This window comes from Vreelandella sp. GE22 (assembly GCF_968212445.1).
On the sequence record NZ_OZ309110.1, the window covers coordinates 2,997,182 to 3,019,162 of the forward strand.

Consider the following 21,981-nt stretch of genomic DNA (forward strand, 5'->3'; position numbering starts at 1 on the left):
CCTACCACGGCCTAGCCAAGGCGCACCCAGCCGCCCGCCTGCTGGGCCACAAGGCCATCGAGCTCCAGCATCAAAAGGCGCTGCTGGCATTCGCCCACGCTTTGCGCGGTATGTTGCACCAGCAGGTCGATGGGGGTCGGGGCCGACGAAAGCGCGGCAAGCAGCGCATCCGGCGGCGGGCTTTCAGCCGAGTGACTCATGGCCGGCAAAGATTCGGTTGGGGGTTGTGCCGGCGTCTGGGCTGCGGGCATGTACGCCGGCGCCCAGTGGCCAAGCTCATCGAGCATATCGTCGACGTGGCGCGCCAGGGTCGCGCCGCTTTTTAAAAGCGCCAGACTGCCCTGGGCCTGGACGTTATGAATCGAGCCCGGCACGGCGAAGAGCTCGCGGCCCTGCTCTAGGGCAAGCCTTGCACTCACCAGGCTACCGCTTTTCTCGGTGGCCTCGACCACCAGCGTGCCCAGCGAAAGCCCGGTGACGATACGATTGCGCCGCGGGAAAAAAGCGGGCCGCGCTTTGGTGCCGGGCGGGTGCTCGGCCAGCACCAAAGCGCCGGGGGTTTGGCCTAGCTGCTCATAAAGCGCGCGGTGGCTCGCCGGATAGATGATATCCACGCCACCGCCCAGCACCGCCACGGTGGCGCCCCCTTCGTCGAGGGCGGCTTGCTGGGCCAGCCCGTCTACGCCCAGCGCCATGCCGCTCACCACGCACCAGCCGCGCCGGGCCAGTTCCCGGGCGAAGTGTCGAGCGTTTCGGGCGCCTTCGCCGGTCGGCTTGCGGGTACCGACCATGGCGATACCCGGCCCTTTGAGCGCGTCGAGATCGCCCAGCGCCCAAAGCACCGGCGGCGGGTCGGGTAGCTCATCGAGTAAAGCAGGCCAGTGGGGATGGCCCGGATGAAGCACGTGGCGCCGCGGCCCACCGGCGAGCCAGTCGAGCGTGGCGTTCACCCGCGCCTGCAGCGGGCTTTTAGATGGATGATCGAGCCAGAGCCTTAGCGCACTTGCCGCCGGGCCCGGCAGCGCGGCAAGCCACCCCTGGGGCCAGCTGGGCTGGCGTTGGGCCAGCGCCTTGATGCGATGAGCGCCCATCCCCGGTAGCGCTTCCACGGCCAGCCATGCGTTCGTATCCATTCCCGCCCCCTTTTGTTAATCCTGACGACCGGTTTTTTTAATTCGGGCGACTGGGTGAGCGCACCTCGTCGCCTATCGCCAATACGTTGGACGCCTGCATGACCAGCGCATAGCTCATACGGTTATAGGGCTTGAATACCATGACCAGCCCGCTTTGCGTATTGGGCAGTTGAAAAAGCTCCCCGGTGCGCGGGTCGTTGATGAGCTCGCCCTGCTGGTCCACGCGCAGTACGTGGCCCGGCTGCAGGCCGTCCTCGGTCCCCAGGTCCAGCGCCACGATTTGCAGCCTGCCGATAAAACGCACCCCGCCGGGGGCGGCGATAATGTGCCCGGCCACGTCATTAAGCGGGGCGCGCGGCTGAAAATCCGCCTCGAAGGTATCGTCCAGCGTGAGCAGGATATCGTTGTTGCGCACCTCCTGCTGAGCGCTCAGCACCTTGACGCTTGCGATCTCGCCCTGCTGGCCGGCCCGTTGCGCTTCGCCGATATAGACGAGCTCGCGCCCCAGGGTTTCGCCCTCGCCAGACAAGTAGAGCTCGCCGGGGCGATAAAAACCCATGCGCGTGTCCGCCGGGAGCTCGCCGCGCACGTAAAGCGTGTCGCCGGCGCCGCTGATGAAGCGCTCGTTCTCGCCGCCCACCACGTAGCCAAGCTCGCGAAGCGGCTCATTGGCCTGTTGAACGCGGTGCTGGCGTAAAAACACATCGACCACCTCGCGGGGCAGCGCCGTTACGGCCTCGCGGGGCTCGACCCGGCGCACCTGGGGCGAAAGCTTCACCACCGGGCGCCCGGGCTCGAAATCAAAACAGGGGGCGCCGGCACAGTCGCCAAGCACGAGGGTATCGCCTGGGTAGATACGATGAGGGTTTCGAATCTGCGGGTTGGCCTGCCAAAGCGTGGGCCACTGCCAAGGAGCACGTAGAAAGCGCGCCGAGATATCCCAAAGCGTGTCGCCCTGTACGACGGTGTAGCGCTCGGGGGCGTCGTCGCGGATACGCTCCCAAGCCATTGCGGCACTGGCGGCAAGCGAGCCCCCCAGCAAAAGCGCGACGAAGGCGCTATAACGAAGGGATTTTTTAACGGCCATGGCGATTCCCTGAAAGGGGTGAGAGCGGTAGAAGACACGCCTGCGCGCATGCCCAGAAGTACCGCCAGCATGATATAGTGGCCTATAGTAAAGCACATAGACGCGCTAACCCAATTGAGGCAGGGGCGCGGGCGACTTTCAAGCGCGGTCATTGACCCGCCGCCGGAACCTGTCGCGGTTTTTAACCTCTATTCTAGCCCCTGTTTTGAAACCACAGATTGAATAACGGTGATAGTAACGCCATGGCTACACGTCCCATTCTCGAATTTCCCGATGAGCGCCTGAGAACCAAGGCGAAACCGGTTGAGACCGTTGATGACAGCGTCCGCCAGCTCGTCGACGATATGCTGGAAACCATGTACGACGCGCGCGGCATCGGGCTTGCCGCCACCCAGGTCGACGTTCACCAACGCGTGGTGGTGATGGACGTCTCTGAAAACGGTGACGCGCCGCTGGTGTTGATCAACCCGCGCTACGAGCCGATCGGCGAAGAGCAAGAGCCGCTCTCCGAAGGGTGTCTGTCGATCCCCGAGCACTACGCCGAGGTGCCGCGTTTTCTCAAGGTCAAACTCAATGCCCAGGATCGCAACGGCGAGGCCTACGAGCTCGAAGCCGATGGCCTGCTCGCCCACTGTATCCAGCACGAGTACGACCACCTTGAAGGGGTACTTTTCGTCGACTACCTCTCGGCGTTGAAGCGCGACCGCATCATGAAAAAGATGCAAAAGCGCCACAAGCTGCAGGACGCCTAAGCGATCAAAAAGCCGCCCACCGGGCGGCTTTTACGCCCCTCTCGCTATTTTCTGAAAAAAGCCCGAACAGGTAGACCCATGCCCCCACTGCGCGTCGTCTTTGCCGGCACCCCGGATTTTGCCGAATCACACCTTGCCGCCCTGCTCGAAAGCGGCCACCAGGTGGTAGGCGTTTATACGCAGCCCGACCGGCCCGCTGGGCGTGGGCGCAAGCTTACCCCCGGCCCGGTCAAGCGTCTGGCCCTCGAGCACGAACTGCCGGTCTATCAGCCGATGAGCCTGAAAGACCCCGCCGCCCAGGCCGAGCTCGCCGCCCTCGAGGCCGATATCATGGTGGTCGTGGCCTACGGGCTTTTGCTCCCCCAGGCCGTCCTCGACATCCCGCGCCTTGGCTGTATCAACGTTCACGCCTCACTGCTGCCCCGCTGGCGCGGCGCCGCGCCCATTCAGCGCGCCATCGAAGCCGGCGACGCGGCCTCCGGTGTGACCATCATGCAGATGGATGCAGGCCTGGACTCCGGCGCGATGCTCAGTGAAATACGCACGCCGATCACCGAGCACACCACCGGCGGGGCGCTTCACGACCAGCTCGCCGAGGACGGCGCCAGGGCGCTGATCGAAACGCTCGACGCTTTGAACCAGGCGAGCGCCACGGCCACGCCCCAGCCGCTGGAGGGCGTCACCTACGCGGCCAAGTTGAGCAAGGCGGAAGCCGAGCTCGACTTCACACAAAGCGCCGATGTGCTGGCGCGCAAAATCCGCGCCTTCAACCCCTGGCCGGTCGCCTGGTGCGCGCTGGGCGATGAGCGCCTGCGCCTTTACATGGCCCGCGCCGAAGGCCCGGCCCCGCATTCATCCGCCCCGGGCACGCTGCTGGCCCACGGCGACGATCATCTGCGCATCGCCTGCGGCGAGCACGGCCACCAGGTGCTGTGCGTTAGCCACGTGCAGCTCCCCGGCGCCAAAATGCTGCCGGTCAGCGCACTACTCAACGCCCCACAGCCCCGGCTTGTCCCGGGCAGCCAGCTGGGCACGCCAACGATCGAACAGACGCATCACGGAGAGAACTCATGAGCGCCAAGCGCCCCCAGGAAGGCAGTGGCCAGGAGGTGCGCGCCGCCGCCGCGCGCGCGCTGACGCCGGTCCTCAACGAACAAGGGTCGCTGGCCGGCCTTGACGAGCACAGCGTGATCGCCCGGGACCGGGGCCTTTTAAAAGAGCTCTGTTTTGGCAGTTGCCGCCGCCTGCCGCGCCTTGAAGCGCTGGCCGCGAAACTGCTCAAACAGCCGTTCAAAAAGCGCGATCAGGATATTCACGCGCTGTTATTGATCGGCATCTACCAGCTTTTGTACATGCGGATTCCCGCCCACGCGGCGGTGGGTGAAACCGCCGGCGCGGCGCGGCTTTTGAAAAAAGAGTGGGCCACCCGGGTATTGAACGGCTGCCTGCGCCGGCTTCAGCGCGAAAGCGAGGCGCTGCAAGCCGAGGTGGACCGCGACGAAAGCGTGGCGCTGGAACACCCGCCCTGGCTTTTGAAAGTGCTGCGCGAGGCTTGGCCCGAGCAGTGGCGCGAGGTGGTAGAGGCCAATAACCACCCCGGCCCCATGACCCTGCGCGTCAATCAGCGCCAGCTCGACCGCGAGGCGTACCTAGGCAAGCTGGTCGATCAAGGGCTCGACGCGCACCTGTGCGCCCACGCCCCGGACGGCATCACGCTGGAAACGCCCTGCGACGTCTCGATACTGCCAGGCTTCAAGGAGGGCTGGGTCAGTGTTCAGGACGAGGCGGCCCAGTTGAGTGCGGCACTTCTGGGCCCGGCGCTTGCGCCCCGCCCCGGCGCCCAGGTGCTCGATGCCTGCGCCGCCCCCGGCGGCAAAACCGCCCACCTGCTCGAGCAGTTCGATATCGCGCTGACCGCTATCGACATGGATAACCAGCGCCTGGCCCGGGTCGACGATACGCTCAGCCGGCTCAAGCTCAGCGCCGATTTGCGCCATGCCAACGCCGCCGAGCGCGACTGGTGGAGCGGCACGCACTTCGATGCTATTTTACTCGATGCGCCCTGTTCGGGCACCGGCGTGATTCGCCGCCACCCGGATATCAAAAAGCTGCGCCGTCAAAGCGATATTGGCCAACTGGCCAAGCTCCAGGCCTCGCTTTTGGATAACCTGTGGGGCCTTTTGCGCCCGGGCGGCACGCTTTTGTACGCGACCTGCTCGGTGCTGCCCCAGGAGAACGCCCAACAAATCGAGGCGTTCATCAGCCGCACCCCGGATGCGCGGGCCACCACCCCGTCGGACGTGGCCTGGGGCGAGACGAGCGGCCACGGCCGCCAGCTCTTTTCGCAACAAAGCAGTCACGATGGCTTTTTTTATGCCAGGCTGGAAAAGCGTTTGGCGTAACCAAACGCTCGAAGCCGTTTATTCACCACAAGGATGAAAAATCGTATGAGTAATCATATCTACAAGCACGTAGAAATCACCGGCTCTTCTGAAACCAGCATCGAAGACGCCGTGCAAAACGCCCTCGCCAAGGCGTCCGAGTCGATCGATCATATGCGCTGGCTGGACGTCATCGACACCCGCGGGCATATCGAAAACGGCCGGGTGGCTCATTGGCAGGTGACAGTGAAGGTCGGCTTCACGCTGGATTAATTTCCTCACTGCTTTTCGACGGCGGCTGGTTTACACTGGCCGCCGTCTTTATTTGCGGCGCCCTTTCGCTCTTTTCATTAAAACGCCGGCGCTTTCAATGGAACCGATTCAGCCATGAAAATCATCATTCTTGGCGCCGGCCAGGTCGGCGGGGCGCTGGCCGAACACCTCGCGCGCGAAGAGAACGATATCACCGTGGTCGACACGGACACGGCCAAGCTTCGTGAGCTTCACACCAAGCTCGATATCCGCACCGTGACCGGCGCTGGTTCCTACCCGATCATCCTGCGTCAGGCGGGCTGCGAAGACGCCGACATGCTGATCGCGGTGACCAACTCCGACGAAGTCAACATGATCGCCTGCCAGGTCGCGCACACGCTTTTTCGCACGCCGACCAAGATCGCCCGGGTACGCGCCACGCCCTATCTTACTCGCAAGGGGCTATTCGCCCACGAAGCCATCCCCATCGATGTATTGATCAGCCCCGAACAGGTGGTGACCGACCACGTGCGCCGCTTGATCGAACACCCCGGCGCCCTTCAGGTACTGGAGTTCGCCGGCGGGCTTTTACAGCTGGTGGCGGTAAAGGCGTTTTACGGCGGCCCGCTGGTGGGCCAGGACCTGGCGTTTTTGGGCCGCCACATGCCCAACGTGGATACCCGCGTCGCGGCCATTTACCGGCGCAACCGGCCGATCATTCCGCGGGGCGATACGATCATCGAGGCCGATGACGAAGTGTTCTTCCTCGCCGCCCGGCGCGACATTCGCGCGGTGATGAGCGAGCTTAGACGGGTCGAGCGCGGTTTTCGCCGAGTGGTCATCGCCGGCGGCGGCAACATCGGCGAGCGCCTGGCCGAGCATCTGGAGCACAGCCACCAGGTCAAGATCATCGAGCACAGTCTCGAGCGCTGCACGAACCTTTCCGAGCGCCTCGACCGCACCGTGGTGCTGCACGGCAGCGCCACCAGCAAGCGGCTCTTGGAAGAGGAGAATATCGAGGATTGCGATATCTTCTGCGCGTTGACCAACGACGACGAGGTCAACATCATGTCGTCGCTTTTGGCCAAACGGCTGGGGGCGAAAAAGGTGCTGACGCTGATCAACAACGCCGCCTACGTGGATCTGGTCCAGGGCGGCGAGATCGACATCGCGATCTCGCCGCAGCAGGCGACCATCGGGAGCCTTTTGACCCACGTGCGCCGGGGCGACATCGTCAACGTGCACTCCCTGCGCCGGGGTGCGGCCGAGGCAATCGAGGCGATCGCCCACGGTGACAAGCAGTCTTCCAAAGTGGTCGGCCGGGCGGTGCGCGATATCGGCCTGCCCGAGGGCACCACCATCGGGGCGATGGTGCGCGGCAAGGAGGTCATCATCGCCCACGGTGACGCCGTGGTGGAAAGCGGGGATCACGTGATTTTGTTCGTGATCGACAAGCGCCGGATTCGCGACGTCGAACGGCTTTTTCAAGTCGGCCTTACGTTCTTTTAAACACTGTCCAGGAGCCGTTCGATTCCATGAGCCTGCGGGTCATTCTACGCATTTTAGGGCTGTTGCTGATGCTCTTCAGCCTTACCATGTTGCCGCCCACGCTGATGTCGCTATGGTTTCGCGATGGCGTCTGGTACGCCTTTATTAGCGGCATCGCGATTACCGTGGCCACGGGCCTGCTGCTATACCTGCCCAACCGGCGCGCGCACAAGGAGCTGCGCATTCGCGATGGGTTCATCATCGCGGCGATGTTCTGGACGGTGCTGGCGTTTTTCGGCTCGATCCCGTTGATGCTGTCCGGCGACGCCGCCCTCGACTTCACCGACGCGGTGTTCGAGTCGTTCTCGGGGCTCACCACGACCGGGGCCACGGTGATTACCGGCATCGACTTTTTGCCCGAATCGATTCGCTACTACCGCCAGCAGCTTCAGTGGCTGGGTGGCATGGGGATCGTGGTGCTGGCAGTGGCCATTTTGCCGACGCTGGGCGTGGGCGGCATGGCGCTTTACCGCACCGAGATTCCAGGCCCGCTCAAGGACTCCAAGCTCACCCCCCGCATCACCGAAACCGCCAAGGCGCTCTGGTACATTTACGCCACGCTGACCATGGCGTGCCTGGTGGCCTATATGCTGGCGGGCATGAACTGGTTCGACGCGCTCGGCCACAGCTTTTCGACCGTGGCCATCGGCGGCTTCTCCACCCACGATGCCAGCATCGGCTACTTCAACAACGCCGCCATCGAGTTGATTTGCGTCTCCTTCATGCTGATTTCGGCGTTCAGCTTCAGCCTGCATTTCATCGCCTGGCGGGAGAAGCGCCTGCTGCACTACTTCGAAGACCCGGAAGCGCGCTTTCTGATGCTGTTTCTTGCGGGTCTGGTCACCATCGCGACCTTCACGCTTTGGTTTACCGGCACCTACGACACCCTTCACGGCCTGCGCCATGCGCTTTTTGAGGTGGTCTCGGTAGCCACGACCGCCGGCTTTGCGGTGGCGGATTTTTCCGGCTGGCCCGGGGCGCTGCCGTTCATGCTGTTCGTGGCCGCCTTCATCGGTGGCTGCTCCGGCTCGACCGCTGGCGGCATGAAGGTGATTCGTATCATTTTGATTTTGAAACAGGGCATGCGTGAGGTAATGCGCCTGATCCACCCCAACGCGGTCATCGCGGTCAAGGTGGGCAAGGTGAGCGTGCCGGACAGCATCGCCCAGGCCGTTTGGGGCTTTTTCTCCGCCTACGTGATGCTGTTCTTTTTGATGCTGGTCGGCGTCATGGCGACCGGCGTGGATCAAATCACTGCCTGGTCCACCGTCGGCTCGGCGCTCAACAACCTGGGCCCGGCGCTTGGCGAGGCAAGCGAACACTACGGCGACATGCCGGACCTGGCCAAGTGGATTCTGGTGCTGGCGATGCTTTTAGGCCGCCTCGAGATCTTTACCGTACTGGTTCTGTTCACCCCCGCGTTCTGGCGCCGCTAAGCCGCGAGGCCCCCTTTTTTAGTGAGACAACCATGATTGATGACGACGCACCCTCCTCCACCGAGCCGGCCCAGGCGCTTCCGACGACCAGCGGCCCCTTGAACACCGTTGAAATAGGCGCGACCCGCTACACCCTGCTGGGCACCGCCCACGTATCAGCCCAAAGCGCCGAGGACGTAACGCGCCTGCTCGATAGCGGCGCCTTCGATGCCGTGGCCATCGAGCTTTGCGAGGCCCGCCACCACAGCATGACCAACCCGGACGCGATGGGCGAGCAAGACCTTTTCCAGGTGTTCAAGCAGGGCAAGGCAGGCATGGTAGCGGCCAGTCTCGCCCTGGGCGCGTTTCAGCAGCGCATCGCCGACCAGTCCGGTATTCAGCCAGGGGCCGAGATGCGCGCGGCGGTCGAGGCGAGCCAGAACCACGGCTTGTCGCTTATGATGATCGACCGCGACGTGGGCGTGACGCTAAAGCGTATCTACAGCAACGTCCCCTGGTGGCAACGCTTTTCGCTGTTTACCGGGCTGCTCGGCAGCGTCATGTCCCGCCAGGACGTGTCCAAGGAAGAGATCGAAAAGCTCAAGGAAGGCGACATGCTGGAGGCCACCTTCAGCGAATTCGCCGCCGAGTCGGAAAACCTCTATACCCCTTTAATTCGCGAGCGCGACCGTTACATGGCGCTGCGCCTGGCCGAGCAGGCCCCGCCCGGGCGCTACAAGAACGTGCTGGTGGTGCTGGGCGCCGGCCACTTGAAAGGCACCACGGAGCACCTGAGCGCGCCGCTGCCCGAGACACCCAAAACCGAGCGCGAAGCGCTGGAGACCACGCCGCCGCCTTCCAAAATATGGAAGGCGCTGCCCTGGCTCATCACCGCCCTGGTGATTACCGGCTTCGCGATTGGCTTTTCGCGCAATACCGAGCTTGGCTGGCAGTTGGTGCTGGAGTGGTTCTTGATCAACGGTATTCTCTCCGGCGGGGCGACCATTATTGCGCTGGCCCACCCGGTCACGGTGATCACTACCTTCTTCGCCGCCCCGCTCACCTCGCTCAACCCAACGATTGGCGCCGGGTTCGTGGCCGCCGGGGTCGAGCTTTACATGCGCAAGCCCAAGGTGCGCGATTTTTCTTCGTTGCGCCACGACGTGACCCAGTTGAAAGGCTGGTGGAAAAACCGCGTTTCGCGCACGCTGCTGGTATTCATTCTGGCAACGCTGGGCTCGGCGGTGGGCACCTGGGTGGCCGGCTTTAGAATCGCCGGTGCGCTTTTTGGCAGCGCCGTGTGAACAACATCGAGCGCGCGCCCTGGCAAGCGGATGCGCTGCTGCTATTGGTCACGATGGTGGCAGCGGCGGGCTGGATATTTTCCAAGGAGGCGCTAGCGGGTATGCCGCCGCTGCTGTTCATCGGCACCCGCTTTTTGCTTGCCGGGCTGGTGCTACTCGGCTTTGCCTGGCCATCGCTTGCCAGGCTGCCCGCGCGGCGTATACGCCGCGGCCTGTTCGTGGGTGTGCTGTTTAGTGCCGCCATTGGCTTTTGGATTCTCGGGCTCAGCCACTCCGACCACCTGGGCGAAAGCGCCTTTATCAATAGCCTGGGGATTTTGCTGGTGCCGGTGGTCGCGCGGTTGCTGTTCGGTGACCGCCCGCCCCGCTCGACCTGGGTGGCGCTGCCGGTCGCCCTGACGGGCTTTGCGCTACTCTCGCTCAACGCAGGCTTTCGGGTAGAAGCCAGCCAGCTCTATATGGTGTGCGCCGCGCTCTGCTTTGCGTTTTTGATCAACGTCAACACCCGTGTGGTGCGCCACGTACCGGCGCTGGCGCTCACTACGCTGCAACTGCTCGCGGTAGGGGTGGTGCTAAGCGTTACGTCGCTGCTGGTGGAGCATCAGCCGGTGGTGCTCAGCACCTCGATTTTGGGCTGGTTCATGGCCAGTGCGCTACTTGCAAGCGCCCTGCGCTTTTTCCTGCAGATCACCGCCCAGGGCATGACCACCCCAAGCCACGCCTCGGTGATACTCATGCTCGAGGCAGTGTGGACCGCGCTACTCGCCGGCTGGTGGTTTGGCGAAACCATGTCCCTGCTGCAGCTTCTGGGGTGCAGCCTGATTTTCGCCGCGCTGCTTATCAACCGCTGGTTTTGGGTGCGCAAGGTGCTGCTGCGCTGGCTGCCTAACTAGCCCTGCGCCTTGCGCGCCAGCAACCGCCGCATGGCCGGGGTCGGCTCGTCGATCTTGCGATAGAAACGGCTCTCCGCGTAGCTTTCGTTGAACACGTCGAAGTAATCGTCCAGCACGCTCGCCGCGTCCTCGTCGCCGGCCTGGCGCAGAAGCTCGGTGGCCACTTCCGCGGTGCACAGGTGCGCGCGGGAGGCGGGCTTTCTTAGCCGGTAGCGGGTTTCGCGCTCGGTATGCAGCGGCAGCACCGGCAGCGCGTCCAGGTAAGGGCTTTTGCGAAACATGCGCCGCGCCTGGCGCCAGGTACCGTCCAGAATGATAAATACCGGTATGCGCGCCTCCCGCTTGGCGCTGTGCACGGCGTCGATACCCACCACGCGTTCGGCGTAGTCCGGGTGGTCATCCGGAAAGATCACGAAAGCCGCGTAGCGCGGATCCTCGAGCAGCGCGATCAACTCCGGGTCCGGCGCGGTGCGGTACCAGGTAAATACCCGGGTTTGCGCCAGCACATCGCCAATCAACCGCCCGGTATTGGTCGGCTTGTAATGTTCGAGGGAATGGGTGATCAGCCATACCTGGGCGTGGCTTTGCGCCACGGCCTTGTAGGGGCACAGGCAGTTGAGCTTGGGCAGGTTACAGCCTTCGCAGCGGATCACGAAACTGCCACGCGCCTTGAACTCGCGCCGCGGCGGTTGAGGATGCTCGGCCGGCGCATCCTGTTCACAGGTAGTATCAGAGGCAGACATCCGCGCACCCAGTTAGTCAAAGGGCGCCGAGTATAAAGCAGCGCCCGGCGCGTGACGAGCCAGACCCGCCTGCCGGGGCCAGTGAAAGCGGGCGGGGCGCCCGAGATCCAGCGCCCGCCCCCGGATCAGGAGAGCTCGAAACTCCTTTGGCGACGCCACTGGTTGACCAGCGCCGGCACGCCCTCCCCGGCGGTGGTGTTGATCGCCAGGACACCGGGCGGGGTCAGGGCATCCGCGTCCGGGTCGATCAGTGCGCAAGGGGTTTCCGCGTCGATATAGGACAAAAGCGAGGCGGCGGGCATGACCGCAAGCGAGGTACCCACCACCAGAAAGAAGTCCGCCTGGCTTGCAAGCTCACAGGCCTGGTCGAAAAGCGGCACGGATTCGCCGAACCAGACCACGTCCGGGCGCAGCTGGCTGCCTTTGTCGCACACCTCGCCCAGGGCGATATTACCGGTGACCGGGTAGCGCAGCCGCGCATCGACGGTGGAGCGCGCCTTTAGAATCTCGCCATGAAGATGTAGCACATGAGAAGAACCTGCGCGCTCGTGCAGGTCGTCGATATTTTGAGTAATGATCGAGACGCTGAAGCCATCCTGCTCGAGGGCGGCCAGCGCCTTGTGCGCCGCGTTGGGTTTGGCTTTACGAATCTGCGCGCGGCGCTGGTCGTAGAAGGCCAGTACGCGCTCGGGGTCATCGCGAAAGCCTTCCGGGGTGGCGACCTTTTCGACCGGGTGTTCCTCCCACAGGCCGTCGCTTGCGCGAAACGTCTTGATGCCGCTTTCCACGCTGATGCCAGAGCCGGTAAACACGACCAGGTGCGGCAACGACACCGCCTGCAAGTGGCTGCCGTCTGCGGGCTCGCTTGTCAACATAACGCCCTCCTTTGCCATTCAAAGGGCCGCTCGAACTAAAGTGAAGGCGGCCGGAATTGCTTGTTAGCCTAGGCGATATGCCGGATAAAAAACAGTCAGTCGGCCACTAGAAAGTTACGTGTCGATCCGATGCCCTCGACCACGTCGTCCTCGCTGCGATCCTTGAGCTTCACACCGGAAAGCTTACGCTCGCGCGCCTCCTTCAACAGCAGCAACAGCTTTCGGGAAGCGCTCTTCATATCGAGCCCTGCCGGGCGCACGTTGGAGATACAGTTGCGCCGGTCGTCCTTGAGGCCCACTTCCGGCGCCCAGGTCATGTAGAGGCCCAGGCTATCCGGCGAGCTAAGCCCCGGGCGCTCGCCGATCATGACCAGCACGGCGTCGGCGTTCAAAAGCGCGCCGACCTCGTCGCCAATGGCGACCCGCCCCTGCTCGACGATGCTAAGCGGCGCGAGCGTCCAATCGAGCGCGTCTTCCTCGAACGCCTGGTAGAGCGCTTGTAAAAACGGCGCGCTGTTTTGCTGCACGGCCAGCGCCGAGAGACCATCGACGATCACCACGGCCAGGTCGGCGCGCTCGGTGGTGGCGTGCTCCTTGAGCCGCCCGTGGGACTCGTCGTCGAGCCGGCGGCCGTAGTCCGGGCGCTGTAGATACGTGGCCCGGTCCTCGGCGTGACTGTGCAGCGCTATCGGGGCGATTTCGAGGGCGAGCGCCTCGGTCAATGTCTCGCTCAGGGCCTCTAGTGCTAGCGGGCAGTGCACCGCGTCCTGAGCCTGGGCGTGGGCCAGCTGGAATTCCAACAGTTTGCTCGTGGGCAGGCTCACCCCGGCCCGGCCCAAACCAATGCGCGCGTCGGTAAAGGCGCGCAGCGTCTCCCAGGGGTTTTCGACGACGACCGGCTCGTGGCGGTGTGGGCTGTCGGTGGGCGTTCCAGGCGTTGGTTTAGTGTTCATGGCGGGCCTTCCCGGGTAGATGGCGCAGGCTATTGGCAAAGGCGGCGGGCAGGCCCTCGCTCAGCCGGTGGGCGTCGATATCGCTGAAAATCTGCATGCGCGAAAGCCACTGTTCGAACTCCGGCGCGGCCTTGAGGCCGAGCGCCCGGCGGGCGTAGAGCGCATCGTGAAACGAGGTGGTCTGATAGTTGAGCATGATGTCATCAGAGCCTGGAATGCCCATCACGAAATTGCACCCGGCCACGCCCAGAAGCGTGAGCAGGTTGTCCATGTCGTTCTGGTCGGCCTGGGCGTGGTTGGTGTAGCAGACGTCGCACCCCATGGGGACGCCCAAAAGCTTGCCGCAGAAATGATCCTCGAGCCCGGCGCGGGTGATCTCTTTACCATCGAAGAGATACTCCGGGCCGATGAAGCCGACCACGGTATTGACCAGCAGCGGGCTGAACTTGCGCGCCACACCGTAGGCGCGCGCTTCGCAGGTTTGCTGATCCAGCCCATGGTGGGCGTCGGCGGAGAGCGAGCTGCCCTGGCCGGTCTCGAAGTACATGACGTTGCGCCCCACCGTGCCACGATTGAGCGACTGCGCCGCGGCTTCTGCCTCGGCAAGCGTTGCCAGATCGAAGCCGAAACTGCGATTGGTGGCTTCGGTGCCGCCGATGGACTGAAAGACCAGGTCCACCGGGGCGTTTTGCTCGATCGCTTCCAGCGTGTTGGTCACGTGGGTTAGCACGCAGGACTGGGTGGGGATCTCGTACTTTTGAATCACCTCGTCCATCAGGCGCATCAGCTTCACGCTTTGGGCGACGTTGTCGGTGGCCGGGTTGATGCCGATCACCGCGTCGCCACTGCCGTATAAAAGCCCGTCCAGAATACTCGCCGCGATACCGGTCACGTCGTCGGTCGGGTGGTTGGGCTGAAGCCGCGTGGAGAGGCGCCCGGGTAGCCCCAGGGAGTTGCGAAACGCGGTACTCACATGGCACTTCTTGGCCACCAGAATCAGGTCCTGGTTGCGCATTAGCTTGCTCACCGCGGCGGCCATTTCCGGGGTGATCCCGGCGCGCACGCGCTCCAGCACCTCGGGGGTGGCCTGGTCCGACAACAGCCAGTTGCGAAAATCGCCCACGGTCAGATGCGTGATGGGCGCAAAGGCGCTGGCGTCGTGGTCGTCAATGATCAGCCGGGTGATTTCGTCGTTCTCATAAGGAATCAGAGTCTCACTCAAAAACGTGGTGAGCGGAAGCTCCGCCAGGACCATCTGGGCAACCACGCGCTCCTCGGCGCTTTGTGCCATCACACCGGCCAGCCGGTCGCCGGCGCGCGCCGGGGTGGCCTTCGCCATCAGCTCGGCAAGGCTTTTAAAGCGGTAGCAGCGGCTACCCACTTGGGTGTGGTAGTTCCCGGCCATGGGGTGTCTCCTTCGCACTAGAAGGTCCTCGATACCTGGCACGCAACGACCAGCGGCCAGCATCGGGACCGTTTATTGGCTTTTCCCCACCTTAGCGCTAACCGCCCGCTTCGCCTATCAAGTTTCGGCAAATCCGGCGCCCTTCCCTGCGCCACGCACCACCCGCGGCGAACCGGCGACAGCCCAACTCACGCCTGGCCCCCGAGCCAACGACGGGCGAAATCCTCCGGGGTCAACGGCTGGTCGAAGTAGTAGCCCTGGCCCTGGATACAGCCCATGTCGATAAGCGGCTTGATCTGCGGCGGGCTCTCGATCCCTTCGGCGATCGTCTCCAGACCCAGGGTGTGGGCCATGGCGATAATGGTGGCAACGATCATTCGATCGTTTTCGCTAGTGAGCATGTCGCGGATGAACGAGATGTCGATCTTGATCTTGTCCACGGCGAAGCGTTTCAAATAGGCAAGCGACGAGTAGCCGGTGCCGAAGTCGTCGATGGCCAGGCCCATGCCCTGCTCCTTGAAGTGGCGGGTCATCGCAACGGCCTCTTCGGGGTTGATCATGATGCCGCTTTCGGTCAGCTCCAGACTCAGCGCGGACGGGGCGATCTGGTAGGCGCTGCAGTTTTCGAGCAGCGCATCGGCCAGGTCGCTGTCGTCGAACTGGTCCGCCGCTATGTTGATCGCCAACTGCCCGCGAAACGTGAGCCCCTGCGCCTTCCAGTGGGCAAGATGCTGGCAGGCTTTTTCGATCACGCAGCGCCCCAGCGCTATCATCATGCCGCGCTCTTCGGCCAGCGGAATGAAAACACCCGGCGAGATGCTGCCAAGCACGTCATCCTGCCAGCGGCATAGCGCTTCGGCACCGATCAGCTCGCCGGTTTGCATATCCACCTGCGGCTGAAAGTGCAGGCCGAGGGTTTTATCGGCGATCGCGGCGCTCAACCGTTTGGCCATGTCCAGCTTTTCGCGCATGACCTGCTCCATCCAGGGCTGGAAAAGGCGCGTATTGACCGGCTGCCGCTTGGCCTGATACATGGCGGTATCGGCGTACTTCAGAAGGCCCTGCGCGCTCGTCGCCTGCTCCGGAAACAGCGATATGCCCACGCTTGCGCTGAGCTCCGCCGAGTGCTGTTCGACGACGATCGGGGCTTCGAGCGCCTTTTGAAGCGATGCGGCCACGTCGTGGGCCGCCTGCTGGCCGGTGTCACGGCAGATGACGACGAACTCGTCGCTGCCCAGCCGCGCCAGGTAATGTTGATCGCCGAGCACCGCCGCGAAACGCTGGGCCACTTCGCTGAGCACCATATCGCCCCCGTGGTGGCCGGCCGTGTCGTTCACTTCTTTAAACTGATCGAGCCCCAATAGCAGCAGCGCCAGCGGCCGAGGCGGCTTGGCCTCAACGTGGCGTGTCAGTTGGCGAATGAAATCGGCGCGGTTGGGTAGCCGCGTGCCTTCATCCCGGTAGGCCAGCTCGCGGATAAGGCTCTCGTCTTGTTGGCGGGAGAGCTCCGAGGCGACCCGGGCGGCAAATATCTGCAGTACCTCTCGGGCAATGTGGGTGTGCGTCAGCGCCTGCTCGTACATGACGCCAACGATACCGATCGGCTTGCCCTGGGCGTCATCCAGGCGGTGGCCGATATAGCCATTCACCCAATCGAGCGCGCCGTTGGCCTCGCGGGGCATGCGCACCGAAGCGCCTTCCAGCACCATACACTCGCGGTGCTCGATGACATCCTCACACGGCACCCCCGTCAGGTGATAGCGAAGCTCGGGCTGCTCCTCGCCGTTGACGTGAATCGATACCATCGTGGCGATATCGGGGGCCTCTTTGTCCAGCGTGGCGATAAACCCCACCTCTGCCGAGAGCGCGGTCGCCATGTGCACGGTCAGTTGCGACAAAAAGGCCTTGCCGTGGCCGGCGGACACCGCCGTGGCTACGTGGGTCACCGCGTGCTGAATGCTCTGCTCGTTTTGGCGGCGCAGAAAATTGTCCAGCCCGAACGCGATATCGTTGGCCAGGTCGCCGAGGATCTTGAGCTCTTTTTCGGAAATGGCCGCGTCCTGGGCGTGATAACAACTCAGCACGCCCAGCGGAACATCGCGAAACATCAGAGGAAGCGCAATAAACGCTTTGACGCCGAGGGCCAGCAGCCCCTCCTTGAGATTCTCGTTGACCCCGCCGGTGTTCGTAAGCTCACTCACCACCAGGGGGCGGCCCTGCTCGAACGCTTTTTGGGTGACGACGTGGCTATAGCGTTTGATCATGAGTTGGCGTGGGCTGCACCAGGCAACCTCCTCGCCATCCCGGTCCGCCATTGTGGTGACGCTCAGCGAATCCGCGCGCCGCGTGGCGTCGGGCCGGCTGATCCAGGCCGCCGCATAGCCACCGGTGCCCACGGCCACATCGCAACAGCCTTGCATCAGGGCGGCCTCGGTTGGGGCATTGAATACCGTCTCGCCGCCTTCACTCAATAGCCGAAGCGCTCGGCGCTGGCGGTCAATATGCACTTTTGCGCTGGCCCCCGCCAATTGACGCGAAAGCTCGACCCCCGCCAGGGAAGCCGCAATACGCAGCGTATCGATGGCAAAATCCGGCAGGGTCAAAGGGGAAGAGTGAATGAGCGCTATGACGCCGAGCCAGTTGGCGTCGGCATCCAGCATGGGCACCCCCAAAAAGCCTTCGGCAGAGAGCGCCGCAAGATGCGGATCATCAGGAAACTGCTCACAGACGCCCTGGCTTACCATGAATTCGCAACGGGGGTTGATTTGGGCACACACGGCCCCTTTGATCGAGTACGGTGCTTCACTTATCCACTGCCCGTTCGAGTAAAACGCCAGCGGCGATACGAAGCTCCCATGAGCATCGATACGGGCAATGAACACATGATCGACATCGAGCAACGATGCTAATGAAAACGTAAGGTGTTGAAAAAATTCTTCCCGGTCACTGCTGATTAAACTTCTTGATAACTGCTTTAGAACATCCGGTGCAGAGTCAGGAAACATGATATGAAGCGCCTTCAAATGGATCAGTTAACGGCATTTAAGCCCATGCCTTGAAACAACATTGTTCGCCTGCTCTATTTCGTCAATGTCGCGCCCCCTGAACGGCGGGTCTTGGGTAACAGTGTAACAACTCCCCTAATGTATCGGATTCCCCGCCGTTCAAATACCGCCCACCGTTGGATCGCCGCTACTCGGGGTTTTGATGTTTGGACGGTAATGCCCTGTGGCCAATGCCCAACTCGGTGCAGGCGCCTTTAGCGTTGAATTACTTCCAGGCGGTCTCAATCAGCGTTACTCGTCAAACCAGGTGTTGGCTACTCCTCTTGAGTACATGAATGTTTTCATCCTTTCTTTATTGTTATAATATTACATAACACAAAATGGGAGACTAACCGTCATGCCTGAATTCAAGCCACTTCCCGTCACCGTACTTTCGGGCTTTTTAGGCGCGGGCAAAACCACCGTGCTCAATCATATTCTGGCCAACCGTGAAGGTTTGCGGGTGGCCGTCATCGTCAACGACATGAGCGAGATCAATATCGACGCGGCGCTGGTGCGCGGTGGGCCCGACACTTCTTCACCGGGGCATGACATCGGTTTGAACCGGACGCAAGAGCGGCTCGTGGAAATGAGTAATGGCTGCATCTGCTGCACGCTGCGTGAAGACCTTCTTTTAGAGGTCGGCCGACTCGCTAAAGCGGGGCACTTCGATTATCTGGTGATCGAATCGACCGGCATTTCCGAGCCGCTTCCGGTCGCCGAAACCTTCACCTTCGAAGATGACGACGGTCAAAGCCTTTCCCAGGTTGCACGCCTGGATACGCTGGTCACCGTGGTCGATGGCGCTAACTTTTTGCATCAGTACCGCGAGGCTCAAAGCCTTGAAGAGGCCGGCGAAAGCCTGGGCGATGGAGACGAACGCAACGTGGCCGACTTACTGGCCGACCAGATCGAGTTTTGCGATGTGCTGTTGGTTAGCAAAACGGACCTGATGAGCGAAAGCGAGCTCGAGACCTTGAAAGCGGTGCTCGCCTCGCTCAACCCGGAGGCCGAGATAGTGCCGATCCGCCAGGGTAAAATAGCGCTCGATAAGGTGCTCAACACCGGCCGATTCGATTTCGAACGCGCCCAGCAAGCCCCGGGTTGGCTAAAAGAGATGCGCGGCGAGCACGTACCGGAAACCGAGGAGTACGGTATTGGCAGCTTCGCCTACCACGCGCGGCGCCCTTTTCACCCGGAGAAGTTTTTTGAGCTGCTACACGCCGACTGGTTCGGCGAGGGGCTGCTGCGCTCGAAAGGCTTCTTCTGGTTGGCGAGCCGCCCGCACTGGGCAGGCCAGTGGAGCCAGGCCGGCGGTATCGCCCACCACGGCGCGGCGGGCATGTTCTGGAAGGCCGTGCCGCAAGAGCGCTGGCCGGACGACCCGGAGTACCGCGCGTTTATCACGGAAAAATGGCAGGAGCCCTTTGGCGATATGCGCCAGGAACTGGTATTTATCGGCCAGAACCTGAATCAGGAGCGCATGCGCGCCGCCCTCGATGCGTGCCTTTTATCGGAAGACGAACGTCTCGCGGGCGTCGAGGCCTGGACTGCATTACCGGACCCTTTCCCTACCTGGGAGTGAAAATCCCCCACCTACCACGGAGAGGCGCACGCCTCTTTGTTCGCTTATAATCACACCACGGCGGGCCTTCCCGGGTACGCTATCCCCTCAAACGCCTGGCGCCTTGGGTTTTGCGGAAGTGACCAACGCCGACATTGCGCGTGATATCGTGGCCGTCTTTCCATTCTGGCGGGTGATGGCCAATGAGCTGGCCTACGGCGCTAACCGGCCAAGGGGCACGGCGCCTGGCGGCTTTTCCAGCTCAGCCTTTCTCCTGGACCGTGCCTTGCGTTCCTTTACCCAACGAGAGCCTTCGATGTTTCATTTTGCCGTTTCGCTGCCCTGTCTGATCGTGATCATTCGCTTCATTGCCCCCCTTGGCTGGCCGCTGTGGATCAAGCTGGCGTTGAGCGCGGTGCTGCTGGCGGTGTCGCAGCATCACCTGCTGACCCAACTAGCCTTCGGCAGCATGTTTTCACCGGAAGTGCCGCGCGCGGTCGTACTGGCCGTCAATACGCTGTTCGGCGCCATGATTTTTCTGGCGCTGATGCTGCTGGTCACCGACGCCGTTACCGCGCTGCTGGCGCTGACTAAAGGACACCTGCTCGCTATCCCCGCCGCGCTTCGCTATACGCTGGCCGCTCTTGCCCTTGGCGTTGCCGCGTTCGGCGTTAGCCAAGCGGCAAGGGTGCCGCCGCTCAAGGATGTCGAGATCGCGATCCCCGGGCTGCCCGACGCCTTCGAGGGTTACCAGATCGCTCACCTGACCGATCTACACATCAGCCGGCTGTTCGAGCGGCCCTGGGTCGAGGAGGTCGTGGCGCAGACCAACGCGCTGGGCGCCGATGTCGTTTTGATTACCGGGGATTTGATCGATGGCGAGCTGGCGGCGCGCCGCGACGATGTCGCCCCGCTCGCCGGGCTTTCGGCGCCGGATGGGGTGATCGTAAGCCCGGGGAACCACGAATACTATTTCGGCGTCGAGCAGTGGCTTTCGCACTATCAGACGCTGGGTATGCAGATACTCGCCAACCAGCACACCGTTATCGAACGCGACGGGGCCGCACTGGTGATAGCGGGAGTGACGGACGCCTCCGCCACCGGGCGCGGCCGCCCGGGGCCGGATTTAGCTCAGGCGCTGGAGGGGGCCCCACCGGAGGCGGCGGTGATTCTACTCGATCACCAGCCACGCAACGCCGCCAGGGCCGCCGCGCAAGGCGTTAATCTTCAGCTCTCCGGGCACACGCACGGCGGCATGATCATGGGGTTCGATCGGATCGTCGCCCGCGCCAACAACGGCTTCGTATCCGGGCGTTATGAGGTCGATGGCATGACGCTTTACCTGAATAACGGCACCGCGCTGTGGCCGGGTTTCGCCCTGCGCTTGGGCAAACCTTCCGAGCTTACGCGGATTACGCTGCGTGCACGCTGACCATATCAGTGGCCGCCGGCTTCCTTGGCCTGCATCTGCTCTTCGACCACCACCAGATCCAGGCTTTCGAGTTCCTTGATCACCCGGTCAAAGCGTAGCTGGCGCGGCTCGCTGGGGTAAACGTTGGCCTCGTAGCCCGCCTCGCCCAGGGTTTCAAAGAAATTCTGGAAAAGCCCCGGGGTCAAAAAACCCATGAAGCGGTTAAACGGCCTGGTCATCTGGTAGGCGTGAATAGTCCCGGCGGGGATGGAGGCGAAATCTCCGGGCGCCAGGCTAAGCGTGGAATGATTGACGATCATGTCCAGCCCACCATCCACGCAGAAGAAGTTCTCCGTATGCAGGTTATGGTAGTGCCTGGGAATCATGGGCGTTTGCGGCCCCTGGCTCATTACCACGAAGAACTTGCCGCCGGTATTTTGCTGGGTCGCCAGCAGAGCAAAATACTCGGGGCCGCCGGCGAACTTCTGGCCCTCGTCCGCCGCCAGGGTGTAGGCCACGGTCTGCTCAGGCAGCGAGGTTCGGGTGATGGGCAACAACGGCCGCTCGGGGAACGGGTCGGGGGCAAAGGTAATATCGCCGGCGTGCTCGGCCGCCGCGATGCGTTCGGGCTGCCAGTCGAGCGGCGCGTTTTCGGGCTGAATATAGAGCGCGGTGGGCTCGCCCAGCGCCTGGAGCACCGCTTGAATTCCCTCACCGGCATACCACACCAGCATTTTGGTACGGTGCGCGCCAAAGCGGAAAGCGTAGTCGACGCCTTCCGGAACGCTGGCAAAATCGCCCTTTTTCATCTGGTAGCGCTCCTCGTCGAGCCAAAGCTCCGCCTCGCCATCCAGCAAATAGAGCGCCACATGGTGCTCGCGGTGATGGTGCACTGGCTGGCCAGCGCCCTTGCCGCCGGTCACCGTGCACATCTCGAACATATTGCCGGAATCCGCCGCGCGGGCGATGACGCTTACGACCGTACCGGCGATCAGGTAGCGCTCGCCCATATCCGCGCGAATGCAGTAGGGGATTTTTTTGCCCGGCAGGCGCTCTTCGGGCACCACTTGCTGAATGCGCGCGGTAATCGTGCGGCCCTTGGCCAGCAGCTCTTCGGGTGTTTCCGGGTGGGGCACTACCTTCTTGTAGACCGCATCAGAAAGCGTCGTATCGGCCGTGAAATCGGGCCAGGGCTGATCGTTTGTCATGGCGTTTCTCACC

At 62.8% G+C, this 21,981-nt stretch carries 18 protein-coding genes; 10 read left to right on the forward strand and 8 right to left on the reverse strand.

The window, feature by feature from the left end:
- Positions 1-11: 11 nt before the first annotated feature.
- Both dprA and ACWHRL_RS13985 read right to left on the reverse strand, forming a co-directional pair.
- Positions 12-1,133, reverse strand: a complete 1,122-nt coding sequence (dprA, locus tag ACWHRL_RS13980; protein WP_447894136.1) for a DNA-processing protein DprA — start codon at positions 1,131-1,133, stop codon at positions 12-14.
- A 37-nt stretch (positions 1,134-1,170) separates the two neighbouring features.
- Positions 1,171-2,220 (reverse strand): LysM peptidoglycan-binding domain-containing protein, encoded by a 1,050-nt coding sequence (locus ACWHRL_RS13985; protein ID WP_447894137.1) that lies wholly within the window; start codon positions 2,218-2,220, stop codon positions 1,171-1,173.
- A gap of 242 nt (positions 2,221-2,462) precedes the next feature.
- Here ACWHRL_RS13985 and def point away from each other — a divergent pair, with 242 nt between their 5' ends.
- From def to ACWHRL_RS14025, 8 genes are all read left to right on the forward strand, one after another.
- Positions 2,463-2,972: a peptide deformylase gene (gene def, locus ACWHRL_RS13990; protein WP_447529740.1), complete on the forward strand. Its 510-nt coding sequence runs from the start codon at positions 2,463-2,465 to the stop codon at positions 2,970-2,972.
- Positions 2,973-3,050: 78 nt separating this feature from the next.
- A complete protein-coding gene (fmt, locus tag ACWHRL_RS13995) occupies positions 3,051-4,046 on the forward strand; it encodes a methionyl-tRNA formyltransferase (protein ID WP_447894138.1) in 996 nt (331 codons plus the stop codon).
- Entirely contained in the window at positions 4,043-5,374 is a 1,332-nt protein-coding gene (gene rsmB, locus ACWHRL_RS14000; RefSeq protein WP_447894139.1) for a 16S rRNA (cytosine(967)-C(5))-methyltransferase RsmB, read from the forward strand. The genes fmt and rsmB overlap by 4 nt, the downstream gene beginning before the upstream one ends.
- A 45-nt stretch (positions 5,375-5,419) precedes the next feature.
- Positions 5,420-5,626, forward strand: coding sequence for a dodecin (locus ACWHRL_RS14005; protein WP_447529743.1), 207 nt, complete (start codon positions 5,420-5,422; stop codon positions 5,624-5,626).
- 114 nt (positions 5,627-5,740) lie between these two features.
- Positions 5,741-7,114 carry a Trk system potassium transporter TrkA gene (gene trkA / locus ACWHRL_RS14010; protein WP_447894140.1) on the forward strand — a complete coding sequence of 458 codons (1,374 nt, stop codon included), beginning with the start codon at positions 5,741-5,743 and terminating at the stop codon, positions 7,112-7,114.
- A 26-nt stretch (positions 7,115-7,140) separates the two neighbouring features.
- Positions 7,141-8,589, forward strand: coding sequence for a TrkH family potassium uptake protein (locus tag ACWHRL_RS14015; RefSeq protein ID WP_447894141.1), 1,449 nt, complete (start codon positions 7,141-7,143; stop codon positions 8,587-8,589).
- Positions 8,590-8,621: 32 nt separating this feature from the next.
- The gene (locus tag ACWHRL_RS14020; RefSeq protein WP_447894142.1) at positions 8,622-9,872 is read left to right on the forward strand and encodes a TraB/GumN family protein; all 1,251 of its coding nucleotides are present in this window, start codon (positions 8,622-8,624) and stop codon (positions 9,870-9,872) included.
- Positions 9,869-10,765: a DMT family transporter gene (locus ACWHRL_RS14025; RefSeq protein ID WP_447529747.1), complete on the forward strand. Its 897-nt coding sequence runs from the start codon at positions 9,869-9,871 to the stop codon at positions 10,763-10,765. Before ACWHRL_RS14020 ends, ACWHRL_RS14025 begins: the two co-directional genes overlap by 4 nt.
- Here ACWHRL_RS14025 and ACWHRL_RS14030 read toward each other — a convergent pair.
- The 5 genes from ACWHRL_RS14030 to ACWHRL_RS14050 form a co-directional block, all read right to left on the reverse strand.
- On the reverse strand, positions 10,762-11,508 hold the full coding sequence (locus ACWHRL_RS14030; RefSeq protein ID WP_447529748.1) for a tRNA-uridine aminocarboxypropyltransferase: 747 nt from the start codon (positions 11,506-11,508) through the stop codon (positions 10,762-10,764). The genes ACWHRL_RS14025 and ACWHRL_RS14030 overlap by 4 nt on opposite strands.
- Before the next feature lie 125 nt (positions 11,509-11,633).
- Positions 11,634-12,383, reverse strand: a complete 750-nt coding sequence (locus ACWHRL_RS14035; RefSeq protein ID WP_447894143.1) for an SIR2 family NAD-dependent protein deacylase — start codon at positions 12,381-12,383, stop codon at positions 11,634-11,636.
- A gap of 95 nt (positions 12,384-12,478) precedes the next feature.
- The gene (gene eutC / locus ACWHRL_RS14040) at positions 12,479-13,336 is read right to left on the reverse strand and encodes an ethanolamine ammonia-lyase subunit EutC (protein ID WP_447894144.1); all 858 of its coding nucleotides are present in this window, start codon (positions 13,334-13,336) and stop codon (positions 12,479-12,481) included.
- Positions 13,326-14,741 carry an ethanolamine ammonia-lyase subunit EutB gene (locus ACWHRL_RS14045; RefSeq protein ID WP_447894145.1) on the reverse strand — a complete coding sequence of 472 codons (1,416 nt, stop codon included), beginning with the start codon at positions 14,739-14,741 and terminating at the stop codon, positions 13,326-13,328. The genes eutC and ACWHRL_RS14045 overlap by 11 nt, the downstream gene beginning before the upstream one ends.
- Positions 14,742-14,929: 188 nt before the next feature.
- Complete coding sequence (locus ACWHRL_RS14050; RefSeq protein ID WP_447894146.1) at positions 14,930-17,746, reverse strand: bifunctional diguanylate cyclase/phosphodiesterase; 2,817 nt, start codon at positions 17,744-17,746, stop codon at positions 14,930-14,932.
- A gap of 397 nt (positions 17,747-18,143) precedes the next feature.
- Between ACWHRL_RS14050 and zigA the strand changes: the two genes are divergently transcribed.
- Both zigA and ACWHRL_RS14060 read left to right on the forward strand, forming a co-directional pair.
- Entirely contained in the window at positions 18,144-19,370 is a 1,227-nt protein-coding gene (gene zigA, locus ACWHRL_RS14055) for a zinc metallochaperone GTPase ZigA (RefSeq protein ID WP_447529753.1), read from the forward strand.
- Positions 19,371-19,665: 295 nt separating this feature from the next.
- Complete coding sequence (locus tag ACWHRL_RS14060) at positions 19,666-20,781, forward strand: metallophosphoesterase (protein ID WP_447894147.1); 1,116 nt, start codon at positions 19,666-19,668, stop codon at positions 20,779-20,781.
- A 5-nt stretch (positions 20,782-20,786) separates the two neighbouring features.
- Here ACWHRL_RS14060 and ACWHRL_RS14065 read toward each other — a convergent pair whose 3' ends face one another.
- Positions 20,787-21,968, reverse strand: a complete 1,182-nt coding sequence (locus ACWHRL_RS14065; RefSeq protein ID WP_447894148.1) for a quercetin 2,3-dioxygenase — start codon at positions 21,966-21,968, stop codon at positions 20,787-20,789.
- Positions 21,969-21,981: the final 13 nt, after the last annotated feature.

Coding starts and splice junctions, on each gene's coding strand:
- def (WP_447529740.1), top strand. CDS start 2,463: ATGGCTACACGTCCCATTCTCGAATTTCCCGATGAGCGCCTGAGAACC.
- ACWHRL_RS14015 (WP_447894141.1), top strand. CDS start 7,141: ATGAGCCTGCGGGTCATTCTACGCATTTTAGGGCTGTTGCTGATGCTC.
- eutC (WP_447894144.1), bottom strand. CDS start 13,336: ATGAACACTAAACCAACGCCTGGAACGCCCACCGACAGCCCACACCGC.
- rsmB (WP_447894139.1), top strand. CDS start 4,043: ATGAGCGCCAAGCGCCCCCAGGAAGGCAGTGGCCAGGAGGTGCGCGCC.
- ACWHRL_RS14020 (WP_447894142.1), top strand. CDS start 8,622: ATGATTGATGACGACGCACCCTCCTCCACCGAGCCGGCCCAGGCGCTT.
- ACWHRL_RS14035 (WP_447894143.1), bottom strand. CDS start 12,383: ATGTTGACAAGCGAGCCCGCAGACGGCAGCCACTTGCAGGCGGTGTCG.
- ACWHRL_RS14045 (WP_447894145.1), bottom strand. CDS start 14,741: ATGGCCGGGAACTACCACACCCAAGTGGGTAGCCGCTGCTACCGCTTT.
- zigA (WP_447529753.1), top strand. CDS start 18,144: ATGCCTGAATTCAAGCCACTTCCCGTCACCGTACTTTCGGGCTTTTTA.
- ACWHRL_RS14060 (WP_447894147.1), top strand. CDS start 19,666: ATGTTTCATTTTGCCGTTTCGCTGCCCTGTCTGATCGTGATCATTCGC.
- dprA (WP_447894136.1), bottom strand. CDS start 1,133: ATGGATACGAACGCATGGCTGGCCGTGGAAGCGCTACCGGGGATGGGC.
- trkA (WP_447894140.1), top strand. CDS start 5,741: ATGAAAATCATCATTCTTGGCGCCGGCCAGGTCGGCGGGGCGCTGGCC.
- ACWHRL_RS14065 (WP_447894148.1), bottom strand. CDS start 21,968: ATGACAAACGATCAGCCCTGGCCCGATTTCACGGCCGATACGACGCTT.
- ACWHRL_RS14050 (WP_447894146.1), bottom strand. CDS start 17,746: ATGTTTCCTGACTCTGCACCGGATGTTCTAAAGCAGTTATCAAGAAGT.
- ACWHRL_RS13985 (WP_447894137.1), bottom strand. CDS start 2,220: ATGGCCGTTAAAAAATCCCTTCGTTATAGCGCCTTCGTCGCGCTTTTG.
- ACWHRL_RS14005 (WP_447529743.1), top strand. CDS start 5,420: ATGAGTAATCATATCTACAAGCACGTAGAAATCACCGGCTCTTCTGAA.
- ACWHRL_RS14030 (WP_447529748.1), bottom strand. CDS start 11,508: ATGTCTGCCTCTGATACTACCTGTGAACAGGATGCGCCGGCCGAGCAT.
- fmt (WP_447894138.1), top strand. CDS start 3,051: ATGCCCCCACTGCGCGTCGTCTTTGCCGGCACCCCGGATTTTGCCGAA.